Below are 20,941 nucleotides of genomic sequence, written 5' to 3' on the forward strand. Positions count from 1 at the left end.
CGGCCGGACCGGCCGAGCCCGTAAGCCCCACCGGCACCACCGGCACCACCGCCCCCGCCGTCTACCAGGCGTCCCAGTGCGCGATCTGCTCCGCCGCCACCCGCGGCCCCGGCCGGAAATCCGTGCCGATGGTGTGCGCGAGCGGGATCAGCGCGGTCTGGAGCACCGTCTCGTACGGGATGCCGAGCAGCTCGGCGGCCTCCTTCTCGTAGTGCAGGTGCGGGGTGGTCCAGGCGGTCCCGAGCCCCCGGGAGCGGGCGGCCAGCATGAACTGCCAGACGGCCGGGAGGATCGACCCCCAGGTGTTGGCCTGCCCGACATGGGAACCGTTCTCGTGCCGCCCCTGGACCCGGATGCACGGGACGAGCAGCACCGGCACCTCGTGCAGATGGTCGTAGAGGTACTGGGCGCTGTCCGCGATCCGCTGCCCGCGCACCGGATCGCCCCGGTCCACCCCGTCCCTGACGACCTGCTGGCGGGGCCGGGCGAGCCCCAGCCGGTACAGGTCCGCCAGTGCGGCCCGCTTCCCGGGGTCGGTGACCAGAACGAAGTCCCAGCGCTGCCGGTTGCGGCCGGTGGGGGCCTGGGCGGTGAGCTGGAGGCACTCCTCGATCAGCTCGCGTTCCACCGGCCGGCTCAGATCGAGGCGTTTGCGCACCGCCCGGGTGGTGGACAGCACTTCGTCGGCGGTGAGGTCGAGCGGGGGCATGGTGCTCCGTCCGTTCGGAGTGAGTTCGGGTCGGATTGCTCGTCGCGTGTTCGAGCCGTTCAGATAACGATCGGTGCACAGGTGGAGCGCGCCCCGCCGTGCGGACGAGGGGCCCGTCGACGGCTCCGGCCGCCGGGCCGGAGGCGCGGTCGGCCGGCCGACGAACCGTCAGCGCCCCGAACCCGGGCTCCGCCCGTCGTGGTCCTGCCGCGCCGACGGTGAGCAACGGCCTTGCCCGCAGGGCCAGTACGCGGACCGTCCTGTCGGCCCGTGGCGGAGCGCCGACGCGTGACACAGGACCCGACGGTACGGAGTATTCATCTGCCGGTCAATCATCTACTGCAAGATTGAATGTTGCGCGATTATGTCGCTCCCCGGTTTCCCGGGAGGGGGGAGAGGGGGGCTTGTCGGAGCGTCGGCGCGGCTGGCTTAGGCTTACCTAACCTTCACCTGCTCGGCCAACCTGAGGACCCTCCATGCTCGGCTTCACCCGCGTGCGTCGCCACACCCTTGCCGCCACGGCCACCACCGTCGCCCTCGCCGTCGCCCTGGCCGGCTGCTCCTCGGAGGACGGCGGCGACAAGAAGAAGGACGAGGCGACCGTCACGATCAAGAGCTCGCTCGGCACCGCGACGATCAAGGGCAAGCCCGAGCGCATCGTCACCCTCGGCCAGGGCTCCGCCGAGACCGCGATAGCCCTCGGCCAGACCCCGGTCGGCATCGAGAGCTACCCGTGGGGCAGCGACAAGTCCGGCTACCTGCCGTGGATCAACGAGGCCGTGAAGAAGTCCGGCGACAAGCTGCCCAAGCAGTTCACGGGTGGCGAGGAGATCGACTTCGAGGCGATCACCGAGCTGGAGCCGGACGTCATCCTGGCCCCCTGGTCGGGCATCACGCAGAAGCAGTACGACGTCCTCAAGGACATCGCCCCCACGGTCGCCTACCCGGACCAGGCGTGGAGCACCGACTGGGACCAGCAGATCGACATCATCGGCAAGGCGCTCGGCCGCACGAAGGACACCGACGCCCTCAAGAAGAAGATCGAGAAGCAGCTCGCCGACGCCGCGGCCACCCGGCCGAACTACAAGGACGTCACCTTCTCCTACATCTACAACTCCGGCCCCGGCACCCTCGGCGTCTTCAAGCCCGAGGAGCAGCGCGTCAAGATGGTTTCCTCGCTCGGCCTGAAGGTCGACCCGGTCGTCAACGGCTTCAAGGAGACCCCCGGCACCGACTCGGCCCTCATCGGCCTGGAGAACGCCGAGAAGCTCAAGGACAGCGACCTGATCTTCACGTTCTACACGGACGAGAAGAACCGCAAGGAGATCGAGGGCCAGAAGCTGTACGGCGCGATCCCCGCGATCAAGAAGGGCGCCGTCGTCGCGAGCAACGACAACTCCTTCGTCACCGCCTCCTCGATCATCAACCCGCTGACCGTGCCCTGGACGATCGAGCGCTACCTGCCGATCATCGACCAGGCCGTCAAGACCGCCGGCAAGTAACCCCGGCCGGGTATCCGGAACACCAGGGCCACCAGGCACACTCCACTCCCATGGCAACCACCACGGTCGCACCGCCGAGCGGCGCCGGTACCTCCCGTACCGGCGCCGCTCGGACGGCGTTCCTCCTGCTCCTCGGGCTGCTCGCGCTGGCCATCGCGCTCTGCGCGAGCGTCATGTTCGGCAGCCGCTCCACCTCGTTCGGCGATGTGCTCGACGTCCTGCGCGGCAGCGCCGACCCGAACATCACCGTCATCATCGAGAGCCGCTACCCCCGCACCGTCCTCGGTGTTCTCGCCGGACTCTGCCTCGCGGTCGCCGGCACCCTGATGCAGGGCGTCTCACGCAACCCGCTCGCGGAACCGGGCCTCCTCGGAATCAACGCCGGAGCCTCCGCGAGCATCGTCGCCGCGACCGCCTGGCTCGGGGCCTCCGGCGCCACCGACACCATGTGGTGGGCGCTGCCCGGAGCGCTGGTCGCCGGAGTCCTCGTCCATGTCATCGGCTCCGCCGGTACGGGGACGAGCGTGGTGCGCCTGGTGCTCGCCGGGGCCGTGCTCACCGCCGTCCTCATGGCGTTCATCCAGGCGGTGACGCTCAGCAAGCCGCAGGTCTTCGACAGCTACCGCTACTGGGTCGTCGGGGCCCTCGGCGGCCGGGACTTCGACGTGTTCTGGTCCGTCCTGCCCTTCGCCGCCGTCGGCTTCCTGCTGGCCCTCGCCCTCGGTCCCGGCCTCAACGCCCTGGCCCTGGGCGACGCGACCGCCGTCGCCCTCGGCTCGCACCCCGGGCGCACCCGGGGCGGCGGACTGCTCGCCGCCACCCTGCTCAGCGCCGCCGCGACAGCCGCCGTCGGCCCGATCGCCTTCGTCGGCCTCGCCGTCCCGCACGTCGTACGGGCCCTGGTCGGCGTCGACTTCCGCGTCCAGATCCTCTTCTCCGCCCTGCTGGGCCCCACCCTCCTGCTCTTCGCGGACGTGGTGGGCCGGGTCGTCATGCGCCCCACCGAACTCATGGTCGGCGTCGTCACCGCCTTCATCGGCGCACCCGCGCTGCTCATCGCCGTACGCAGGATGAGGGGCACCTCATGACCGTCACCGACCGCACCGTCACCGACCGGACCACCCGTGTCCGCAAGGCCCCCCGCGGCTATCTGGTCATCGGCCGCACCGTGGCGATACCCATGCGCCGGGCCTCCGTGTTCGCCGGCGCCGGGCTCCTCGTCCTCCTCCTCGCGGCCGCCGTCACGACGCTGACCTGGGGGCGCCTCGGCATCGACCTCGCCGATCTGCCCGCCGCGCTGCTCGGCGACGCCGAGGGCAAGGACCGGTTCGTCTTCAACCGGCTGCGCGGCCCCCGTCTCACCGTCGCCATCGGGGTCGGCGCGGCGCTCGGCCTGTCCGGCGCGCTGTTCCAGTCCGTCACCCGCAACCCGCTCGGCAGCCCCGATGTCATCGGGCTCTCCGCCGGAGCCGGCGCGGGCGCCGCGTTCTGCGCGCTGATGTTCCCCGACACCGTCCCCGTACCCGTCGGCGCGCTCATCGGCGCGCTCCTCGCGATGGCCCTCGTGTACGTCTCCACCGGTACCGGTTTCCGCAACCCCGCCCGGCTCGTCATCGCCGGGATCGGGGTCGCCGCGATGGGCGCTGCCGTCACCCAGTACGTCGTCTACGCCCTCGAACGCGACAAGGCCTCCGTTCTCACCGCCTACGTCAACGGCAGCCTGACGGCCCGCTCCTGGACCGACGCCATCACCGTCTGGCTGGTCCTGCTCGCCGCCGTCCTGCCGGCCGCGCTGATCTCCCGGCGGCTCGACATCGGCGAGATGGGCGACGACATCGCCGAGGGGCTCGGCTCCGAACCGAAGAAGGCCAAGACCCTCGCCGTGCTGCTGGCCATCGCCCTCTCGGCCGCCGCGGTCAGCGTCTCGGGCCCCATCGCCTTCATCGCCCTGACCGCGCCCCAGATCGCCAAACGCCTCACCCGCTCCTCCGGCCCGCATCTGCTGCTCTCCGCCCTCACCGGCGGTCTGCTGCTGGTGCTCGCGGACCTCTGCTCCCAGCAGCTGGCGCTCTTCGACGATCTGCCGGTCGGGATCTACACCATGGCCATCGGCGGCGCCTACCTCGGCTATCTGCTGGTACGGGAGTGGCGCAAGGGCGTGCTCTGAGCAGCTGAGGACCGGTCAGGACCCGGCCGCCCGCAGCTCCGCGAACAGCTCGCGCAGGGTCTCCTCGCTCGGGATGTGGTCCGGCGCGCGCTGCTCCGTCAGCCGGGCCGAGGAGAACAGCGCGGCGGTCGCCTCCGCCGCGGCGAACGGCACCTCCTCGTCGGCCCGTGCGTGCCACAGCCGTACGGGCTGCGCCACCCCGGCCGGATCGAACCCCCACGGGCGGGTCTGCAACCGCACCTCCCGGGCCGGCCCCCGCCAGCCGTGCCCGGCCAGGCCCGTCAGCGCGGCGAGGGTCGCGGGGGAGGACGCGAACACCTCCGCCATCCGCTCCGCCGCCCCGGCGAACCGGGCGACCACCTCCTCCTCGGGGGCCTCGCGGTAGAACGTCCAGACGGGCTCGGCCCCTTCGGGGTAGCGGTGCCGGATCGCGTCGTCGGCGACGTACGGCAGTCCGCTCAGGACCCAGACCCGCCGCACCCGCTCCGGAAGTGCCGCCGCCAGGGCGTACGCGTACGGCGCGCCCGCCGAGACGGCCAGGACGTCGAACGTGTCCACCTCCAGCTCCGCGAGCACCGGCAGCACCAGGGGCGTCCAGTCGGCGACGGCGGACATCGGGGCCGGGTCGGACAGCCCGTGGCCGGGGCGGTCCAGCGCGATCAGCCGGACGCCCGCCTCCCGGGCCGAGGCGTCCCAGAGATCCGGCAGCCCGGCGTCCCCGAGCAGCCCGTGGTGCAGCACCACGGGCCGGCCGAGCGGATCGCCGTACTCCGCGACACCGCGAGTGACACCGTCGTACGTCAGAGCCGTGCGCTTCACGCGTTCTCCTCCAGGTGGGGCCGGTCGGTGACCCTGGTGGCTAGGCCGTCCAGGAAGATGGCGAGCTTGTCGTCGAACCAGCCGCGCCCGTGCCAGGTCTCCTCGGCGGCGAACTGCGCCTCGAAGGGGTGCGGGCCCGCCGACTCCCGGGCCCAGGCACGCTGATACCGCTCCCGGGCGGTGAGCGAGCCGCCCGCCGCGTCCGGCACCGCACGGTCCAGGCCGCGCATCGCGACCGACGAGGAGAACACCAGGTCCGCCACGAAGTCCACGGCCACCGCCGCGTCCCGGTTGCCGAGCCCCGCCCCGACGAGCGCCCCGCCGTACCCGCTCAGCCGGTCCACCATGGCACGCGGCGCGACCGGCGTCGTCAGGATCACCTCGTCCAGCCCCGGGAACGCCTCACAGGCCCCCCACAGCGCGTCCGCGAACCCGCACAGCAGCGCGCGCCAGGGCAGCTCGGCCGAGGGCCAGAGGGTGCGCTCCGCGACCAGATCGATCGCGGCGCGCACCAACTCGTCCCGGTTGTCGACATAGCGATAGAGCGTGGAGTGGCCGACGCCCAGCCGGGCCGCGACGCCCGGCATGCTGAACGCGGCGATCCCCTCGGCGAGCGCCGCCTCCGCGATGGCGTTCCGGGTGAGCGACGGGGGCCGGCCGGGGCGGCGGCCCGGCCCGGCGGCGGCAGCCCGTTTCATGAGGCGTCCGCCGCGATCCGCCAGCCCAGCGCCCGGTGGCGCTCGTTCCAGAAGCGGGCGTAGCGGCCGTCGCGGGCCATCAGCTCCTGATGCGTCCCGACCTCCGCGACCCGCCCCTCGTCGAGGACCACGATCTGATCGGCGCCGGTCACGGTGGACAGCCGGTGGGCGATCACCAGCAGGGTGCTCGTCTCCCGCAACGCCTCCATCGACCGCTGGACGTACGCCTCGTTCTCCGGGTCCAGCGCGGCGGTCGCCTCGTCGAGCAGCACGATCGGGGCGCCCTTCAGCAGCGCCCGCGCGATCGACACCCGTTGCCGCTCACCGCCGGAGAGCGAGGTGCCCGCCTCCCCGACCCGGGTCTCCCAGCCGTCGGGCAGCCGCTCGACGATCTCGTCGACCCCGGCCAGCCGCGCCGCCTCCAGCACATCCTCCTCCGGCGCGTCCGGCCGGCCGACCCGGATGTTGCCGATGAGGGTGTCGTCGAAGAGATACACATCCTGGAAGACCAGCGAGAGCTGCTCCATCAGCGCGGACGTCGTCTGGTCGCGTACGTCCACCCCGCCGACCCGGACCGTTCCCGCGTCCACGTCGAAGAACCGGGCGATGAGCCGCGTCAGCGTGGTCTTCCCGGAACCGGACGCCCCCACCAGCGCGGTCACCGTACGCGGCGCGACCGTGAACGAGACGTCCTCCAGCACCACTTCACCGGCCTCCGCCACCACTTCACCGGCCTCCGCCGGCTTAGCCGACCGCCCGGGATAGCCGAAGCGGACCCCGTCCACCTCCACCGCGCCCGGCGTCGTCACCGGCGTCGAGCGCTCCGGCTCCGGCAGCGGCGGCTCGTCCAGCACCGCCCGCACCCGGCCCATGTCGTTGCGCGCCATCCGCACCACCGCCGCGAAGTCACCGACCTCCGCCAGCGGTCCGGCGAAACGCGCCACCAGGGCCAGCAGCGCCACGAGTTCGACCGGATCCACCGCCCCGTCCAGCGCCAGCGACGCCCCGACCCCGATCAGCGCCGAGAAGCACAGCTGCACCGCGAACCCGCCGAGCAGCATGCCCGGCACCGACATCCACACCTGCCTGCGGGCGGCGGACCGCTGCTCCTCCAACGCGGCCTCCAGCGGCGCGTAACCGTCCGTGGTCCGGCCGAAGGCGCGCAGCACCGGCTGGTTGCGGGCGAACTCCAGGACCCGGCCGGAAGCCTCCACCCCGGCCGCGTCGTCGATCTCGTCCATCCGGCTCAGCAGCCGTACGGAGAGCCGCGCGGCGAACAGGATCAGCGGCGAGCAGACCAGCGCGGCCAGCCCGAGCCGCCAGTCGAGGAACAGCATCACGACGACCACCGTCACCGGGGTCAGCACCCCGGTCACCAGCGGCTGCAGCAGATGCGCGCAGCTCCCCGCGATCGACAGCACCGACTTGGTGCCCATCCGGGTCAGCCGGCCCACCGTCGTCCCGTCGAACCAGCCCAGCGGCAGCGCCGCCACATGGTCGCCCAGCCGGTGGTGCAGCGTGGTCAGGATGACCAGCGCCACCCGGAACCCGAGCATGGCCTGCACATAGTGCGCCCCGAGCGTGAGCAGCACCGCCACCGCCAGCCACCCGGTCCAGCGGGCCGCGCCGCCGGTGTCGCCGCCGAGCAGATCGCCGAGCACGGGGACGAGCAGGGAGACGGCGAGGCCCTGGGCGACCCCGTAACCGCACAGGGCGGCGAGATAGCGGAAGAGGACCGCGCGGTGCGCGCTGCCGAGGACGGCGGAGAGATCGCGGATCATACGACTGCCCTTTCGTGCGTGGCCCACATCCGGGCGTAGAAGCCGTCCGCCGCGAGGAGTTCGGGGTGCCGGCCGCGCTCGACGATCCGCCCTTCGCGCAGGACGGCGATCTGGTCGGCCTCGACGATCGTCGGGAGCCGGTGTGCGATGACCAGGACCGTACGGCCCCGGACCAGCAGGGCGATGGCGTCCTGGATGGCGGCCTCCGACTCGGGGTCGGCGAACGCCGTCGCCTCGTCCAGGACGAGGACCGGGGCGTCGGCCAGCAGGGCGCGCGCGATGGAGACCCGCTGCGCCTCGCCGCCGGACAGCACGGCGTCCTCGCCCACGACGGAGTCGTAACCGCGCGGCAGCGCCTCGATCCGCCGGTCGATCTGTGCGGCGCGGGCGGCCTCGCGCACCTCCTCCTCACTCGCGCCGGGCCGGGCGAGGCGGATGTTGTCGCGGACGCTGGTGCGCAGCAGCTGGACGTCCTGGAGGACGAAGCCGATGTGCCGGTAGAGCTCCTCGGTCGCGATCTCGCGCACATCGACGCCGCCGATCGTGATCCGCCCGCCGGTGACGTCGTGGAAGCGCGGCACCAGCGAGGCCAGTGTCGACTTGCCGGACCCCGAGGGCCCCACCAGCGCGGTGACCGTCCCGGGCGCCAGCCGCAGGCCGACGCCGTCGAGGACGTCCACGCTCCCGTCGTAGCTGAACGTGACCTCGTGCAGCTCGACCTCATGGCCGTCCGGAACCTTCGGGTGGACGGCCTCCGGCAGCACCGGCGTGTCCAGGACGGCGGCGATCCGCTCGGCGGCGGCGGAGGCCTCACGCCGGGCCTGGGCGCCGAAGCCGAGGGTGACGAGCACACTCGGGATGACCATCGCCACCATGGACGCGGTGAGGACGTCGACGGGCGAGACCCAGCCCGCGTGCACGAACCAGATGCCGCCGGCCAGATTCACCAGCAGCACCACGGGCGCCGACACGGCCATCGACGAGAACGCCTCCAGCTTCAGCATCGGGCGCACCCAGCCGCTGTAGTGGTCGCCGAACCGGGTCGCGGCCTCCCGGTAGCCCGCGTGCGCCTCGCCCGCCCGGCCGAAGGTCTTCACCACGCCGATGCCCGTGACGAACTCGACGATGGCCTTGTTGATCGCGGCGGTCGCGGCGTTGAGCCGGTCCATCTGCGGTCCGAAGTCCTTCATCATGTACGCGTACGCACCGGCGTAGAGCGGCAGCGTGGCCAGCGCCAGCAGGGCGAGCCGCCAGTCCAACCAGAACAGATAGCCGAGCCCCGCGACCGGCACGGTCACCGCGGCCGTGGTCTCCACCGCGCTGTGGGCGACCAGGTAGTGCAGATCGTGGACGTCGTTCTGGGCCGCCTTGCGCACGGTGGCCGAGGAGTTGGCGGTGAACCAGCCGAGCGGGGCGCGCCCGAGACGGGCCACGATGCGGCGGCGCAGCGAGGCCTGGAGCGCGACGTCCGCGAAGTGGGTGACCGCGAGGGCCACCCCGCCGAAGAGCGCCCGCACGGAGAGCCCGAACACCGCGATCAGCACGGCCCCGCGCACCTCGCCCGCATCGGTGGGGCCGGGCGCGAGGAGGACCTTGGCCAGCTCGGCGATGGCGATGTACGGAACGATCGTGGCGGCCGCGCCGATGATCTGGAGCGCCATGGCGAGGCGGGTACGGGCCCGGACCGGGGCGAGCATGGCGGCGAGAGCGGCCCGCGCGGCCCGTGCCCGGGCTTTCGCGTCGGGTTCCGGGCCGTGCGGTGATCTCTGCTGCGGGTCGTCGTCCTGTTCCATCCGCGCGCGCCTCCTCAGGGCAGACCTCGGCACAGCCCCATTCGGACAGGCTGTCTTGGTTAGGTGAGCCTACCCTTAGTTTTGCGTCGCTGGACAGGGCTTCGGGCGTTCCGTGGAAGGGAGTTCGCCCGGGAGGCGGGGGCCGGGGGCCGCGCCGCGGCGGTGACGACTGGTCACGTACAGGTTCGTCGACCATACTGCCCGCCGTGGAGCAGAGCATAGATTCGAACAAGAAGCCCGAGTTCGCCGCAGGCACCGACCCGGCGTTCATCCCCCTGCCCGGACTGGCGGCGCCCGTCGCGACCCGGAAGCCCGAAGCGGAATCGGAGGACGGTCCGGAGGATGCCGTTCCGGAGGCGGTGTCGGAATCGGCGTCGCAGTCGGAGTCGGACCGCGACGACGAGTCCAGGGCGGCGGCCGCGGAAGCCGGGGCCGATGCGGACACGGAAGCGGAAGCGGCCGCGGACGGTGCCGAAGCGGAGGACGGGGCCGAGGGTGACGCGGCCGAGGAGGGCCCCGTATTCGAGGTCAGCGACCGGCGCGGCTCGATCCGGGTGGCCCGGGAAGGCGTCCGGTTCCGGCTGGACGACCAGGAGGCCGAGTTCGGCTGGGACGAGATCGGCGCCGTGGAGACCACCCCGGCCCGCTTCGGCCGCAGGTTCACGGTGACCGTCCACCTCTCGACCCGCCGCTGGTTCAACGCCGAGGTCGAGGCGGCGAGCCGCAGCGAGCTCAAGGGCTGGCCGGCCGAGCTGGACAAGGTCCTGGACGCCTATTTCGAGGAGTGAGGCCTACGTCGGGTCCTGAGCGGTCGTGCGCGAGACACCCTCCCGGGGGTGTCTCGTCGACCGGGCGACCAGGGCGACCAGGGCGGCCAGGGCGACCAGGGCGACCAGGATTGCCAGGGCAGCGCCTGCGGCCGTGCCGTGCCGAGCCCTGCCGTCAGGGGCGTTCACGCCTGTGGCCCCGGACGCGCAGCGCGACGTAACCGATCAGGGCGACGACGGCCAGCGCCAGCACGACCTTGGACACGACACCGACGTACGCCCCGACCACGTCCCACTGGTCGCCGAGCCAGTATCCGGCCATCACCAGCACGGTGTTCCACACCAGGCTCCCCGTCGCCGTCAGCGCCACGAACACCGGCAGCGGCATGCGCTCCACGCCCGCGGGCACCGAGATCAGGCTCCGGAACACCGGCACCATCCGGCCCAGCAGGACCGCCTTGGTGCCGTGCCGGGCGAACCACGCCTCCGTCCGCAGCAGGTCGGACGACTTGACCAGCGGCAGCTTCGCCCACCAGGCGTGCATCCGCTGCCGCCCGAACACGGCCCCGACCCCGTACAGGACCACCGCCCCGACGACCGAGCCGAGCGTCGTCCAGAACAGGGCCGATGCGATGCTGAGCACGCCCTGCGAGGCGGCGAACCCGGTCAGCGGCAGGATGATCTCGCTGGGCAGCGGTGGAAACACGTTCTCCAGCGCGATGGCCGCACCCGCGCCGGGCCCGCCGAACGCCTCGACGAGACCGGCGGCCCAGCCGGCGATACCCCCCTGAGGCTCCGGGCCGGCCGACAGCTCCCGGGCCGCTGACAGGGTCAGGTGCATGTGTCCATGGTCCCTCAGGCCCCGTCGAGCACCACCGAACGGCTCAGATGGCGCGGCAGATCCGGGTCGAGCCCCCGCGCGGCCGCGCGGGCGAGGGCGAGACGCTGTACGCGTACGAGGTCGGCGAGCGGGTCGAGGGCGTCGTCCACCCACCGGGCGCCCGTCGCGCGCACCTGCTCCGGCAGCCCCTCGGGGGCCTCGCCGAACATCCAGGTCGCGGTTCCGGCGGTGGAGATGCTGATGGGCCCGTGGCGGTACTCCATCGCGGGGTAGGACTCGGTCCAGGAGAGTGACGCCTCCTTCATCTTCAGCGCCGCCTCATGGGCCAGACCGACCGTCCACCCCCGCCCGAGGAAGGTGAACTGGGTGCTCCGCAGCAGCTCTTCGGGCAGCGGCTCGGCGAGCGCGGTCTCCGCGTCCGCGACCACGGAATCGGAGTGCAGGCCGAGGTGCGCCCGCAGCAGGGTGAGGGCGGTCGTGGCGAAACGCGTCTGCACGACGGACCGTTCGTCGGCGAAGTCCAGGACGACGAGATCGTCGGCCGCCGCCCTGACCGGAGTCTCCGGGGCCGCCGTGACGGCCACCGTGCGGCAGGTCCCGCGCAGCCGGTTCAGCAGCGCCAGCACCTCGGTCGTGGTCCCCGACCGGGTCAGGGCGACGACCCGGTCGTAGCCGCGTCCGAAGGGGAACTCGGAGGCGGCGAAGGCGTCCGACTCGCCCTGGCCCGAGCCCTCGCGGAGCCCGGCGTAGGCCTGCGCCATGTAGAAGGAGGTACCGCAGCCGACGACCGCGATCCGCTCGCCCGCGACGGGCAGGGCTGCGGCCTCGGGGCCGTCGGCCAGGCGGCGGCGCGCCGCCAGCACGCGGGCTGACTGGCTGTCTCGGTCTCGGCATACGACACGTCTGCACTCCACGGGAACGAGGTGGACCACGGGAAAGGGGCTGATGAAGCCCGCATGTAGAATTCTGCACGTTACATGCAGTTATCGAGCAAAAACAAGCAAGGTGCAGGTGGGTGAGGGGCCCGCGAGAGACCCTGTGCGACGCTTGCGGCGGTCCGGCCACCGGCGACCGCGTTCCCGCGAAACGCGGTGCCCGCGCCGGACGGTGAGGAGACGCTCTTGTCCAGGGACGCCCGGTGGGACGCGCTGCTGGAACTGGTCGGCAAGCACGGCAGGGTGGACGTCGAGGAGGCGGCGGCGGCGCTCGACGTCTCGGCCGCCACCATCCGCCGTGATCTGGACCAGCTGGCCGAACAGCATCTGCTCACCCGGACCAGGGGCGGCGCGGTCGCGCATGGGGTCTCCTACGAACTGGCGCTCCGTTACAAGACGGGCCGTCACGCCCCGGAGAAGCAGGCCATCGGCCGCGCGGTCTCCGGCCTCGTCGCCGTCGGCGAGGTGGTCGGCCTGACCGGCGGGACGACCGTGACCGAGGTGGCCAGGGCGCTGGCGGTCCGCCAGGACATCGTGGGCGAGGCGACGGTGGCGGGCGGACAGCCGACGCTGACCGTGGTGACCAACGCCCTCAACATCGCGAGCGAGCTGGCGATCCGGCCGCAGATCAAGATGGTCGTGACGGGCGGGGTCGCGAGGCCCCAGTCGTACGAACTGACGGGCCCGCTCGCCGTCGGCGTGATGAACGAGATCACCCTGGACGTCGCCGTCCTCGGGGTGAACGCCATCGACATCGAACGCGGCGCGTACGTCCACCACGAGGGCGAGGCCAGCGTCAACCGGCTGCTCGCGGAACGGGCCCAGCGGGTGGTGGTCGCGGCCGACTCGTCGAAGATCGGCAAGCGGGCCTTCGCCCGGGTCTGCGACCTGGGACTGGTCGACGTCCTGGTCACCGACTCGAACATCGCGGCGGAGGCCAGGGACCGGTTCGCCGACGCCGGGGTTCAGGTCATCGCGGTCTGAACCGGCGTCCCCCGGGTACGGGAAGCGCCAGGTGCGGGAATCCGGATGCGGCACGGATGGGAACCGGATGCGACACCGGTGGGAACCGGAAGCGATACGGGTGAGTACCGGAAGTGACACAGAGGCCGACTTCGCCGTGTCGTTGGTACGCCGAACGGGTGAGGGACGAGAGGATTGCCCGATGAACAGTGAGTGCAGCCGGCGGCGACCCGACCGGCTCGACGACGGGGTGGCCGCGTGAGCAGGTACGACAGATACGACGCCACCGACGAACAGTGGGAGGGGCTCGCCCAGGTCGTACCGCTGCGCGGCCGCGACGAGTGGCCGTCCCGGATCGACCACCGCACCGTCCCGGACGAGCGCGCCGCCGAACAGCGCCGCCTCGTCGTGCTGCGGGTGCAGGTCTTCGCGGACGCGCGCGAGGTCGCCGAGTACCTGGTCGCCCAGGTGCCGGTCCTGCTCGACCTGACGGCGGCGGAAACGGACGTGGCGAAGCGGATTCTCGACTTCAGCAGCGGTGTGGTCTTCGGCCTCGGCAGCGGCATGCACCGCGTCGACCGCAATGTCTTCCTGCTCGCGCCGGTCGGCATGGAGGTCGAGGGGGTCACGCCCGCGGGTATCGCCCACTCGTAGGAAGCGGCAGCCGGGGCGGCAGCCGGCTCGGACCGCCGCCCCCGGCCGCGCACGTGCCGCCGCTTCCGCGGGCGGGCGAGGGGGCGCTGTCGGTGGCCGGTGATAGACCTGTGGCTGTGACGGACATCGATGTGGCAGAACTCCAGCGGCGGCTGGCCGCGTTCGCGGCGGCGCGGGACTGGGGGCAGTACCACACCCCGAAGAACCTGGCGGCCGCGCTCAGCGTCGAGGCCTCCGAACTGCTGGAGATCTTCCAGTGGCTGACGCCCGAACAGTCGGCGCGGATCATGGAGGACCCCGAATCGGCCCACCGGGTCGCCGACGAGGTGGCGGACGTGCTCGCCTATCTCCTGCAGTTCTGCGAGGTGTTGGGCATCGACCCGACGGCGGCGCTGGCGGCCAAGGTGGAGCGGAACGAGAAGCGATTCCCCGTGCCGGGCGCTCCGGAACCCCGCGATCGTCACTCTTCGGAGTGATCGAGATATCCACATTCGACTTCCTGTCCACAGATTTCCGATTTCCTCTGGCCTTACGGTGCTGTCTACCTCACTGTGGGTAATGAATGAGGTGAGCGGGTTTTCGTACGGACGGGGGAGACATATGGAAGCGGAGCGACTCATCGAGGCGGGTCGGCGGGCTCTGGCGGGCAGCCGGGGCGCGCTGGACGTCATGGCGGAGGCCTGGCAGGCACAGGCCCTCGCCCGGGCGATCGGCAGCCGGCTGGCGCTGTACGGCCCGGTGGAATTACGGAGCGAGGCGCGGGCGCTGGGGGAGATCGGCGCCGGATGCTCGGCGCTGGACCATCCGTCGGTGCTCTCCGGCGGTGCCAGGGCGGCCCAGTTGTCCGGGATCGCCGATGTGCGGCCGGCCCTGGCGGGGCTCGCGCTGCTGCTGGGCGAGGCCGGCATCGCGCTGGTCGGGGTGGCCTGCGACACGGGGGAGGACGGTCTGTACTGGCAGTGCATCGAGGCCATGGACGCGGCCGACGAATCACTGGACCGTGTGCACGGGATGCTGAGACGGCTGGCGGATCGGGAGAGGGAGCGCGACGGCCCCTACGGCGGCATACGCGGCCCCGCGCCGTCGGCTGCGGGGCCCTGAGGAGCCCGGGGGAGAGGTGGAGATATCGGGGGGCCCGGCCGGGCCGGTCGGGAGGACCGGGAGCCGGAGGGGCAGGATGGAGGCATGGATCTTCGCATCTTCACCGAGCCCCAGCAGGGGGCCGACTACGACACCTTGCTCACCGTCGCCAAGGCCGCCGAGGACCTGGGCTTCGACGCCTTCTACCGCTCCGACCACTATCTCCGCATGGGCTCCGGCGACGGTCTGCCCGGACCGACGGACGCCTGGATCACCCTGGCCGGGCTGGCGCGCGAGACCCGGCGGATCCGGCTCGGCACGCTGATGACCGCCGGCACGTTCCGGCTTCCGGGGGTGCTGGCCATCCAGGTCGCCCAGGTCGACCAGATGTCCGGCGGCCGGATCGAACTGGGCCTGGGGGCGGGCTGGTTCGAGGAGGAGCACAAGGCCTACGGCATTCCGTTCCCGAAGGAGAAGTTCGGCCGCCTGGAGGAGCAGCTCGCCATCGTCACCGGCCTGTGGGCGACGGAGGTCGGCAAGACCTTCAGCTATGACGGGACCTACTACCAGCTCACCGACTCGCCCGCGCTGCCCAAGCCCGCCCAGGCCAAGGTGCCCGTCCTGATCGGCGGCCACGGCGCGACGCGCACGCCGAGGCTCGCCGCGCAGTACGCCGACGAGTTCAACATTCCGTTCGCCTCGCTGGAGGACAGCGAGCAGCAGTTCGGCCGGGTCCGGGTCGCCGCGCAGGCGCACGGGCGCTCACCGGACGACCTCGTGTACTCCAACGCGCTGATCGTCTGCACCGGCAAGGACGATGCCGAGGTCGCCCGCCGGGCGGCGGCCATCGGCCGGGACGTGGAGGAGCTCAAGGCGAACGGGCTGGCGGGATCGCCCGCCGAGGTCGTCGACAAGATCGGCCGCTACGGGGCGATCGGCTCGTCGAGGATCTATCTCCAGGTCCTCGACCTCGACGACCTGGACCATCTGGAACTGATCTCCTCGCAGATCCAGTCCCAGCTGACCTGACCTGACCTGACCTGACCTGACCTGACCTGACCTGAACGGAGGAGGAGGTGGCCGTGAGTACCGGCAGCACGCTCGCCGAGGCACTGGACGCCGGGCCCGTCCTGCTGGACGGCGGGCTCTCCAACCAACTGGAGGCGCAGGGCTGCGACCTGTCCGACGCGCTCTGGTCGGCCCGGCTGCTGGCCGACGCACCGGAACAGATCGAGGCCGCTCACCTCGCCTACCTCCGGGCCGGGGCACAGGTGCTCATCACGGCCAGCTATCAGGCCACCTACGAAGGGTTCGGGCGGTACGGGATCGACCGGGCCGGGGCCGACGCCCTGCTCGCCCGCAGTGTGGAGCTGGCCCGGGGCGCCGCATCCGCGGCGCGCCGGGCCGGACCCGGGCGGCGGACCTGGGTCGCCGCATCCGTCGGGCCGTACGGGGCGATGCTCGCGGACGGCAGCGAGTACCGGGGGCGCTACGGGCTGAGCGTCCGGGAGCTGGAGCGTTTCCACCGCCCCCGGGTGGCGGCGCTGGCCGCCGCCGGGCCCGACGCCCTGGCGCTGGAGACGGTGCCGGACCTGGACGAGGCCGAGGCGCTCGTCCGGGTGGCCGAGGAGACCGGACTGCCGTACTGGCTCTCCTACAGCGTGGCGGGCGGCCGGACCCGGGCCGGCCAGCCGTTGGAGGAGGCGTTCGCGGTGGCGGCGGGGCGGGCGTCCGCCCTCGCGGTCGGGGTCAACTGCTGCGAGCCGGAGGAGGCGCAGGAGGCCGTGGAGCAGGCGGTGGCGGTCACGGGCAGGCCCGCCGTGGTCTATCCGAACAGCGGGGAGGGCTGGGACGCCGGAGCGCGCGGGTGGACCGGGCGCTCCACCTTCGACCCGGGGCGGGTGCGGGCCTGGACCGGGGCCGGGGCCCGGCTGGTCGGGGGCTGCTGCCGGGTGGGGCCGGACCTGATCACGGAGCTGGCCGGGCGGCTGGAGAGCTAGGGAAGACCCGGAGAGTCCCGGGGCGTCGCGGGGATGACCTGGGGTACGGCGAAAATGCCTGGTGGGGGCAGGGGGTGAGGATCATACTCGGACAGGTGTTCCTGACAATCGGTACGACCGGCACCCCTGAACGCCCCGCCACGGATCTGGGCTTCCTGCTGCACAAGCATCCCGACAAGGCGCAGACGTTCTCCACCTCGCACGGCACCGCGCACGTCTTCTACCCCGAGGCGTCCGCCGAGCGCTGCACGGCCGCACTCCTGCTGGAAGTGGATCCGGTGGCGCTGGTGCGGCGCGGCAAGGGCAAGGGCCGGGGAGGCGCGCCCGACGCGGCGCTCGCGCAGTATGTCAACGACCGCCCCTACGCGGCGTCCTCGCTGGTGTCGGTCGCCATCTCCGCCGTGTTCAAGTCCGCGCTCGGCGGTGTCTGCCGGGCCATGCCGGAGCGGGCCGGAAGTCCGTTGCCGCTGCGGATCGAGGTGCCCGCCCTGCCGGCCCGGGGCGGCGCCGAGCTGGTGCACAAGCTGTTCGCGCCGCTCGGCTGGGAGCGGGTCGAGGTCACGGCCGTACCGCTGGACGAGCAGTTCCCCGCGTGGGGCGACTCGCGCTATGTACGCCTGGTGCTGGAGGGCGAGTTGCGGCTCGCCGACGCGCTGCGACAGCTCTATGTCCTGCTGCCGGTGCTCGACGACGCCAAGCACTACTGGGTCGCACCCGACGAGGTGGACAAGCTGCTGCGGGCCGGGGAGGGCTGGCTGGCCGACCATCCCGAGCGGACGCTGATCACCCGGCGCTATCTGTCCCGGCGCTGGGGGCTCACCCGCCAGGCCGAACAGGCCCTGGAGCTGGTCCGGCTCGCCGAGTCGGACGACCTCGACGTGGAGAGCGTCGACAACGCGGTGGACGAGAACACCGACACCGAGGAGAAGCCGGTGCCGCTCGCCGCGCAGCGGCGCACCGCGATCCTCGACGCGCTGCGCGCCGCCGGGGCGAGCCGGGTGCTCGACCTCGGCTGCGGGCAGGGCCAGTTGGTGCAGGCGCTCCTCAAGGACGTGCGGTTCACCGAGATCGTGGGCGTCGACGTCTCGATGCGCGCCCTCACCATCGCCTCGCGCAGGCTGAAGCTGGACCGGATGGGAGAGCGCCAGGCGGACCGGGTCACCCTGCGGCAGGGTTCGCTGACCTACACGGACAAGCGGCTGCGGGGTACGACGCGGCCGTGCTCAGCGAGGTCGTCGAGCATCTGGACCTGCCCCGGCTGCCCGCCCTGGAGTACGCGGTGTTCGGCGCGGCACGACCGGGGACCGTGCTCGTGACCACGCCGAACGTCGAGTACAACGTCCGCTGGGAGACCCTCCCGGCCGGACACGTCCGGCACGGCGACCACCGCTTCGAATGGACCCGGGCCGAATTCCGGGACTGGGCCGGGCAGGTGGCCGAACGGCACGGCTACACCGTCCGGTACGAGCCGGTCGGGCCGGACGACCCCGAGGTGGGGCCGCCGACCCAGATGGCCGTGTTCACCCGCACCACCGAGCAGACCGACAAGACCGAGCAGACCGAGAAGAAGAAGGAGGCGGAAGCCGCATGAACAACGACCACAGCACCACCGGCGCGGAGACCGCCGAGACCGTCGGCCGGGCCACCGCCGCCGCCCCGAGCCCCGTGCGCACCCTGCCGGTGACCGACCTCTCCCTCGTCGTTCTCATCGGCGCCAGCGGATCGGGCAAGTCCACCTTCGCCCGCAAGCACTTCAAGCCGACCGAGGTCATCTCCTCGGACTTCTGCCGGGGCCTGGTCGCCGACGACGAGAACGACCAGAGCGCCAGCCGCGACGCCTTCGACGTGCTGCACTACATCGCCGGCAAGCGCCTGGAGGCCGGACGGCTCACCGTGATCGACGCCACCAGCGTCCAGTCCGAGAGCCGCAAGCAGCTCGTCCAGCTGGCCCGGAAGTACGACGTCCTGCCCATCGCCATCGTCCTCGACCTCCCCGAGGAGGTCTGCGCCGCGCGCAACGCGGCCCGCCCCGACCGGGCCTCCATGCCGCGCCACGTCATCCAGCGGCACCGCCGCGAGCTGCGGCGTTCCCTGCGCGGCCTGGAGCGCGAGGGCTTCCGCAAGGTGCACGTCCTGCGCACCGAGGAGGAGGCCGAGAGCGCCGAAGTCGTCCTGGAGCGCCGCTTCAACGACCTGCGCCACCTCACCGGCCCGTTCGACATCATCGGGGACATCCACGGCTGCCGCTCCGAGCTGGACACCCTGCTCGGCAAGCTCGGTTACGTGGACGGCGCCCACCCCGAAGGGCGTACCGCCGTCTTCGTCGGCGACCTCGTCGACCGGGGGCCCGACAGCCCCGGCGTGCTGCGCCGCGTCATGTCCATGGTGGCGTCGGGCGACGCCCTCTGCGTTCCCGGCAACCACGAGAACAAGCTCGGCCGCTATCTCGCGGGCCGCAAGGTCCAGCTCACCCACGGACTCGCCGAGACCGTCGAGCAGCTGGAGCGCGAGGACGCCGAACACCCCGAGTTCCGGGAGCAGGTGCGGGAGTTCATCGACGGGCTCGTCAGCCACTACGTCCTGGACGACGGCAAGCTGGTGGTCTGTCACGCCGGGCTGCCCGAGAAGTACCACGGCCGCACCTCCGGCCGGGTCCGCTCGCACGCGCTGTACGGGGACACCACGGGGGAGACCGACGAGTTCGGCCTGCCCGTGCGCTACCCGTGGGCCGAGGAGTACCGGGGCCGTGCCACCGTGGTCTATGGCCACACCCCGGTGCCCAGCACCTCCTGGATCAACAACACCATCTGCCTGGACACCGGGGCCGTCTTCGGCGGGAAGATGACCGCGCTGCGCTGGCCGGAGCGCGAACTCGTCGACGTACCCGCCGAGAAGGTCTGGTACGAGCCGGCCAAGCCGCTGGCCACCGGGGCGCCCGGGGGCCGGGAGGGCCGGCCGCTGGACCTCGCCGACGTCCAGGGCCGCCGGGTGGTGGAGACCCGGCACCTGGGGCGCGTCGCCGTGCGCGAGGAGAACGCCGCCGCCGCGCTCGAAGTGATGAGCCGGTTCGCCGTCGACCCGCAGCTCCTTCCGTACCTCCCGCCCACCATGGCCCCCACCGCCACCTCCCGCGAGGACGGCTTCCTGGAGCACCCGGCCGAGGCCTTCGCCCAGTACGCCGCCGACGGTGTGCGGCGGGTCGTGTGCGAGGAGAAGCACATGGGCTCCCGGGCCGTCGCCCTGGTCTGCAAGGACGCGGAGGCGGCGACCGCGCGCTTCGGCACGACCGGACCCTCCGGCGCGCTGTACACCCGCACCGGCCGCCCCTTCCTGGACGACCCGGCCATGACCGAAGCGGTCCTGGACCGGCTCCGTACCGCCGTCACCGCCGCCGGGCTCTGGGCGGAGTGGGACACCGACTGGGTGCTCCTGGACGCCGAACTGATGCCGTGGTCGCTCAAGGCCGGCGGGCTGCTGCGCTCGCAGTACGCCGCCGTCGGCGCGGCCTCCGGCGCGGTCTTCCCGACGGCCGTCGCCGCCCTGGAGCAGGCGGCCGCCCGGGGCGTCGAGGTGGCGGAGCTCGCCGGGCGCCAGCAGGACCGGGCCCACGACGCGGCCGCGTTCACCGAGGCCTACCGGCGTTACTGCTGGCCCACCGAAGGGCTGGACGGGGTGCGCCTGGCCCCGTTCCAGATCCTCGCCGTCCAGGGCCGCTCGCTGGCGGGCGTCCCGCACGACGAGCAGCTCGCCTGGCTGGACCGGCTGGTGGAGCACGACCCGACCGGACTGCTCCAGGTCACCCGCCGGCTCGTCGTCGACACCGGCGACGAGGACTCCGTGCGCTCCGGTGTCGACTGGTGGCTGGAGATGACCGGGCGCGGCGGCGAGGGCATGGTCGTCAAGCCGCTCGGCGCCCTCGTCCGGGACGCCAAGGGCCGGCTCGTCCAGCCCGGCATCAAGGTGCGCGGCCGGGAGTATCTCCGCATCATCTACGGCCCCGAGTACACCCGTCCGGAGAATTTGCAGCGGCTGCGCTCCCGGTTCCTCGGCCACAAGCGCTCGCTGGCGCTCCGGGAGTACGCCCTGGGCCTGGAGGCGCTGGACCGGCTGGCGGAGGGCGAGCCGCTGTGGCGGGTCCACGAGGCGGTGTTCGCCGTCCTGGCCCTGGAGTCGGAGCCGGTGGACCCGAGGCTCTGAACGAACCGATGAGCGGTTCGCCGGGTGAACGGCGC

At 72.4% G+C, this 20,941-nt stretch carries 18 protein-coding genes and 2 pseudogenes; 12 read left to right on the forward strand and 8 right to left on the reverse strand.

Going from position 1 to position 20,941, the window contains the following annotated elements:
- Nucleotides 1-61 precede the first annotated feature (61 nt).
- Entirely contained in the window at nucleotides 62-709 is a 648-nt protein-coding gene (locus ACSMXR_RS29090; protein ID WP_473170233.1) for a nitroreductase family protein, read from the reverse strand.
- A 476-nt stretch (nucleotides 710-1,185) separates the two neighbouring features.
- Here ACSMXR_RS29090 and ACSMXR_RS29095 point away from each other — a divergent pair, with 476 nt between their 5' ends.
- From ACSMXR_RS29095 to ACSMXR_RS29105, 3 genes are read left to right on the forward strand one after another with little or no spacing between them, the layout of a single operon-like run.
- Nucleotides 1,186-2,211: an iron-siderophore ABC transporter substrate-binding protein gene (locus ACSMXR_RS29095; RefSeq protein WP_381793805.1), complete on the forward strand. Its 1,026-nt coding sequence runs from the start codon at nucleotides 1,186-1,188 to the stop codon at nucleotides 2,209-2,211.
- Between the two features lie 50 nt (nucleotides 2,212-2,261).
- Nucleotides 2,262-3,299, forward strand: a complete 1,038-nt coding sequence (locus tag ACSMXR_RS29100) for a FecCD family ABC transporter permease (RefSeq protein ID WP_473170234.1) — start codon at nucleotides 2,262-2,264, stop codon at nucleotides 3,297-3,299.
- Nucleotides 3,296-4,378, forward strand: coding sequence for a FecCD family ABC transporter permease (locus ACSMXR_RS29105; RefSeq protein WP_473170235.1), 1,083 nt, complete (start codon nucleotides 3,296-3,298; stop codon nucleotides 4,376-4,378). The genes ACSMXR_RS29100 and ACSMXR_RS29105 overlap by 4 nt, the downstream gene beginning before the upstream one ends.
- Nucleotides 4,379-4,393: 15 nt before the next feature.
- Here the strand turns inward: ACSMXR_RS29105 and ACSMXR_RS29110 are convergent, their stop codons facing one another.
- The 4 genes from ACSMXR_RS29110 to ACSMXR_RS29125 are packed head-to-tail and all read right to left on the reverse strand — an operon-like array spanning nucleotide 4,394 to nucleotide 9,469.
- Nucleotides 4,394-5,197 (reverse strand): alpha/beta fold hydrolase, encoded by an 804-nt coding sequence (locus ACSMXR_RS29110; protein ID WP_473170236.1) that lies wholly within the window; start codon nucleotides 5,195-5,197, stop codon nucleotides 4,394-4,396.
- Nucleotides 5,194-5,895 (reverse strand): TetR/AcrR family transcriptional regulator, encoded by a 702-nt coding sequence (locus tag ACSMXR_RS29115; RefSeq protein WP_381793799.1) that lies wholly within the window; start codon nucleotides 5,893-5,895, stop codon nucleotides 5,194-5,196. Before ACSMXR_RS29115 ends, ACSMXR_RS29110 begins: the two co-directional genes overlap by 4 nt.
- Nucleotides 5,892-7,676, reverse strand: a complete 1,785-nt coding sequence (locus tag ACSMXR_RS29120) for an ABC transporter ATP-binding protein (protein WP_473170237.1) — start codon at nucleotides 7,674-7,676, stop codon at nucleotides 5,892-5,894. Before ACSMXR_RS29120 ends, ACSMXR_RS29115 begins: the two co-directional genes overlap by 4 nt.
- Nucleotides 7,673-9,469, reverse strand: coding sequence for an ABC transporter ATP-binding protein (locus tag ACSMXR_RS29125; RefSeq protein WP_364882148.1), 1,797 nt, complete (start codon nucleotides 9,467-9,469; stop codon nucleotides 7,673-7,675). The genes ACSMXR_RS29120 and ACSMXR_RS29125 overlap by 4 nt, the downstream gene beginning before the upstream one ends.
- Nucleotides 9,470-9,675: 206 nt before the next feature.
- Between ACSMXR_RS29125 and ACSMXR_RS29130 the strand changes: the two genes are divergently transcribed.
- On the forward strand, nucleotides 9,676-10,257 hold the full coding sequence (locus ACSMXR_RS29130) for a hypothetical protein (protein WP_473170238.1): 582 nt from the start codon (nucleotides 9,676-9,678) through the stop codon (nucleotides 10,255-10,257).
- A 3-nt stretch (nucleotides 10,258-10,260) separates the two neighbouring features.
- Here the strand turns inward: ACSMXR_RS29130 and ACSMXR_RS29135 are convergent, their stop codons facing one another.
- The 3 genes and pseudogenes from ACSMXR_RS29135 to ACSMXR_RS29145 form a co-directional block, all read right to left on the reverse strand.
- On the reverse strand, nucleotides 10,261-10,425 hold the full coding sequence (locus ACSMXR_RS29135) for a hypothetical protein (protein WP_473170239.1): 165 nt from the start codon (nucleotides 10,423-10,425) through the stop codon (nucleotides 10,261-10,263).
- Nucleotides 10,412-11,077 (reverse strand): DedA family protein, encoded by a 666-nt coding sequence (locus ACSMXR_RS29140; RefSeq protein WP_381793790.1) that lies wholly within the window; start codon nucleotides 11,075-11,077, stop codon nucleotides 10,412-10,414. Before ACSMXR_RS29140 ends, ACSMXR_RS29135 begins: the two co-directional genes overlap by 14 nt.
- 14 nt (nucleotides 11,078-11,091) lie before the next feature.
- A pseudogene (locus ACSMXR_RS29145) lies at nucleotides 11,092-11,978 on the reverse strand (SIS domain-containing protein).
- A gap of 220 nt (nucleotides 11,979-12,198) precedes the next feature.
- Here ACSMXR_RS29145 and ACSMXR_RS29150 point away from each other — a divergent pair.
- The 8 genes and pseudogenes from ACSMXR_RS29150 to ACSMXR_RS29185 all read left to right on the forward strand — a co-directional run bounded on the left by ACSMXR_RS29150 (nucleotide 12,199) and on the right by ACSMXR_RS29185 (nucleotide 20,906).
- On the forward strand, nucleotides 12,199-12,996 hold the full coding sequence (locus tag ACSMXR_RS29150) for a DeoR/GlpR family DNA-binding transcription regulator (RefSeq protein WP_381847928.1): 798 nt from the start codon (nucleotides 12,199-12,201) through the stop codon (nucleotides 12,994-12,996).
- Nucleotides 12,997-13,233: 237 nt separating this feature from the next.
- Nucleotides 13,234-13,629: a cell division protein SepF gene (locus tag ACSMXR_RS29155; RefSeq protein WP_473170240.1), complete on the forward strand. Its 396-nt coding sequence runs from the start codon at nucleotides 13,234-13,236 to the stop codon at nucleotides 13,627-13,629.
- Between the two features lie 116 nt (nucleotides 13,630-13,745).
- Nucleotides 13,746-14,105 (forward strand): nucleotide pyrophosphohydrolase, encoded by a 360-nt coding sequence (locus ACSMXR_RS29160; RefSeq protein WP_170994448.1) that lies wholly within the window; start codon nucleotides 13,746-13,748, stop codon nucleotides 14,103-14,105.
- A 124-nt stretch (nucleotides 14,106-14,229) separates the two neighbouring features.
- Nucleotides 14,230-14,730, forward strand: coding sequence for a DUF6099 family protein (locus ACSMXR_RS29165; RefSeq protein ID WP_137230330.1), 501 nt, complete (start codon nucleotides 14,230-14,232; stop codon nucleotides 14,728-14,730).
- An 84-nt stretch (nucleotides 14,731-14,814) separates the two neighbouring features.
- Nucleotides 14,815-15,738, forward strand: a complete 924-nt coding sequence (locus ACSMXR_RS29170; protein WP_137230332.1) for an LLM class F420-dependent oxidoreductase — start codon at nucleotides 14,815-14,817, stop codon at nucleotides 15,736-15,738.
- A gap of 53 nt (nucleotides 15,739-15,791) precedes the next feature.
- Nucleotides 15,792-16,709 (forward strand): homocysteine S-methyltransferase, encoded by a 918-nt coding sequence (gene mmuM / locus ACSMXR_RS29175; RefSeq protein WP_381793785.1) that lies wholly within the window; start codon nucleotides 15,792-15,794, stop codon nucleotides 16,707-16,709.
- A 95-nt stretch (nucleotides 16,710-16,804) separates the two neighbouring features.
- Nucleotides 16,805-18,300 (forward strand): annotated as a pseudogene (locus ACSMXR_RS29180) (3' terminal RNA ribose 2'-O-methyltransferase Hen1).
- Complete coding sequence (locus ACSMXR_RS29185) at nucleotides 18,297-20,906, forward strand: polynucleotide kinase-phosphatase (protein ID WP_473170241.1); 2,610 nt, start codon at nucleotides 18,297-18,299, stop codon at nucleotides 20,904-20,906. Before ACSMXR_RS29180 ends, ACSMXR_RS29185 begins: the two are co-directional and overlap by 4 nt.
- Nucleotides 20,907-20,941: the final 35 nt, after the last annotated feature.

This window comes from Streptomyces sp. DSM 106670, from assembly GCF_055792845.1.